Here is a 2,637-nt window from a genome sequence, read left to right as displayed (position 1 = left end):
CGCGCAAGATGACGCCGCCGATCCGAAGAAGGGCACCGCAGCAGCGCAGCAACTGGTGGCGGATCACGTCGTGGCGGTGGTCGGCCATCTGAACTCGGCGGTATCGATTCCGGCATCGAAGATCTACGGTCACGCGATCCATCTCGAACTCGACGCGCAAGATGACGCCGCCGATCCGAAGAAGGGCACCGCAGCAGCGCAGCAACTGGTGGCGGATCACGTCGTGGCGGTGGTCGGCCATCTGAACTCGGCGGTATCGATTCCGGCATCGAAGATCTACAGCGACGCGAATGTGGCGCAGATTTCCGGGGCCACGACGAATCCCGCGTACACGCAGCAAGGTTTCAAGACGACCTTTCGCGTAATCCCGACGGACACCCGCCAGGGCGCGGTCCTCGCGAACTACGCGGTGAAGACGCTGCGCGGCAAGCGCATCGTGGTCGTGGACGATGCCAGCATCTACGGTCGCGGTCTCGCGAACGAATTTGCGAAAGCGGTGGTGGCGAACGGCGGCCGGATTGCAGGCCACGAGGCCACGACCGACAAGTCCAGGGACTTCAAGGCGATCCTGAACAAAATCAAGCGCGTCCAGCCCGACGTAGTGATGTTCGGCGGCATGGACGTAACGGGCGGCCCGTTCGCGAAACAGGCGGCGGCGCTCGGGCTGAAGGCGAAAATCCTCGGCGGCGACGGACTTTGTTCCGCCGACATGGCGACGCTCGCGGGCAACGCGTCGCCGAACGTGGTGTGCACGGAACTCGGCGTGAGCCTGCCGAAACTCGATAAAGGCGCGGACTTCGAGAAACGTTATGAAGCGCGTTTCCACTCCCCGGTCCAGGACTACGCGCCGTTCACCTACGACGCGGTCTACGTGATTGTCGACGCAATGAAACGCGCTAACTCGGTTGAAGCACCCAAGGTGCTGACGGCAATCGGCTCGACGGATTTCAATGGCCTGACGGGTCATATCGCGTTCGATGACAAAGGCGATTTGAAAGGCGGCGGTGCGATCACGCTAATCGATTTCAAGGATAACAAGAAGAACGTCATCGACGTCATAACGCCCTGACCCTGTGTTGCAGCGCCGCGCGGCGCATGCGCGGGACTCAAGGCAATCCCTTAGATACGTAGTCAGTTTCAGACGTTTTAGAGTTTTTTTTCAAGTACGCGCGGTGCCGTTGCGTTTTTTTCTTCCCTTCGGTTTATCGGCCAGCGATAAAGCGTAAATCTAGTCGCACGGGCTAAGGAGCCTTCAATGGATATTTTCATCCAGCAGATTATCAACGGGCTGGTGCTAGGCAGCGTCTACGCCATCATCGCGTTGGGTTACACGATGGTGTACGGGATTCTCGGCATCATCAACTTTGCGCACGGCGACGTGCTGATGGTCGGCGCCATGGTCGCGCTTTCTGCGATTGGCGTGATGCAGAATCATTTTCCGGGCTTGCCGTTATCGCTGGTGCTGGTCATTGCGCTGGTGGTCGCCGCGGTCGTCTGCGCGCTGGTCGGCTACACCATCGAACGCGTGGCTTACCGGCCGTTGCGCCGGGCACCCCGCCTGGCTCCGCTGATTACAGCCATTGGCGTGTCGATTCTTCTCCAGACGCTCGCCATGATGATCTGGGGCCGCAATCCGCTGGCCTTCCCGCAACTCCTGCCGACTGATCCAATCAACGTGATCACCGCCACGGCCGATCGTCCGGGCGCCGTCATCTCGATGACGGAAATCGTGATCATCGTGGTGGCGTTCCTCGTAATGGGCGGCTTGTTGCTGCTGGTGCACAAGACGAAGCTCGGCCGCGCAATGCGCGCCATCGCCGAGAACCCGGGCGTCGCGTCGCTGATGGGCGTGAACCCGAACTTCGTGATCTCCGCGACCTTCATGATCGGCTCGGCGTTGGCTGCGCTGGCCGGCGTGATGATCGCGTCCGAGTATGGCAACGCCCACTTCTACATGGGCTTCATCCCGGGGCTGAAGGCATTTACCGCGGCGGTGCTGGGCGGTATCGGCAACCTGGGCGGGGCGATGGTCGGCGGCGTGCTGCTGGGACTGATCGAGCAACTGGGGGCGGGGTATATCGGCAATCTGACGGGCGGTGTGTTCGGCAGTAACTACCAGGACGTGTTCGCGTTCGTGGTGCTGATCATCGTGCTGGTGTTCCGTCCGTCGGGCTTGCTCGGCGAACGTGTCGCAGATCGCGCTTAAACAGGGAGACCAAGCATGACTTCAATTCAACCAATCGAGCCGTCGACCACGCTCATCCCTGAAAGAAAAACGGCGAAGAATTACGCGGTTACCGTGCTGGTCGCAGCGCTCGTGATCCTCGCGCCGATGATCATCGGCGCCGCGGGCGGCAATTACTGGGTCCGCGTGCTCGACTTCGCGATGCTGTACGTCATGCTCGCGCTGGGCCTGAACGTGGTGGTGGGTTTCGCCGGGCTGCTGGACCTGGGCTACATCGCGTTCTACGCCGTGGGCGCTTATGTGGCCGCGTTGCTTTCGTCGCCGCAACTGACCTCGCAGTTCGAGTGGATCGCGCACCTGTTCCCCGGCGGCCTGCACGCGCCGATCTGGGTCATCGTGCCCTGCGCGATCCACTCGAACTGCGAGGTCAGTTGCGGCGACGAAAGCAACGA

The 2,637-nt window shown here is 61.4% G+C and carries 3 protein-coding genes; all 3 read left to right on the top strand.

Annotation, left to right across the window (positions count from 1 at the left end; genetic code table 11):
* Positions 1–52 precede the first annotated feature (52 nt).
* Positions 53–1,069 carry a branched-chain amino acid ABC transporter substrate-binding protein gene (locus ACRXB1_RS34265; RefSeq protein WP_449494567.1) on the top strand — a complete coding sequence of 339 codons (1,017 nt, stop codon included), beginning with the start codon at positions 53–55 and terminating at the stop codon, positions 1,067–1,069.
* A 186-nt stretch (positions 1,070–1,255) separates the two neighbouring features.
* Positions 1,256–2,206, top strand: coding sequence for a branched-chain amino acid ABC transporter permease (locus ACRXB1_RS34260; protein ID WP_061998739.1), 951 nt, complete (start codon positions 1,256–1,258; stop codon positions 2,204–2,206).
* 15 nt (positions 2,207–2,221) lie between these two features.
* On the top strand, positions 2,222–2,637 hold a 416-nt coding region (locus ACRXB1_RS34255; RefSeq protein WP_449494566.1), incomplete at its 3' end, for an ABC transporter permease subunit.

It is taken from the genome of Caballeronia sp. M23-90 (assembly GCF_053574605.1).
The sequence above is the reverse complement of the archived record's forward strand: the minus strand, read 5'-3'. Positions and strand labels throughout refer to the sequence as shown.

Bases quoted from the DNA above. Each gene is read 5' to 3' on its own strand.
- ACRXB1_RS34260 (WP_061998739.1), top strand. From the start codon at position 1,256: ATGGATATTTTCATCCAGCAGATTATCAACGGGCTGGTGCTAGGCAGC.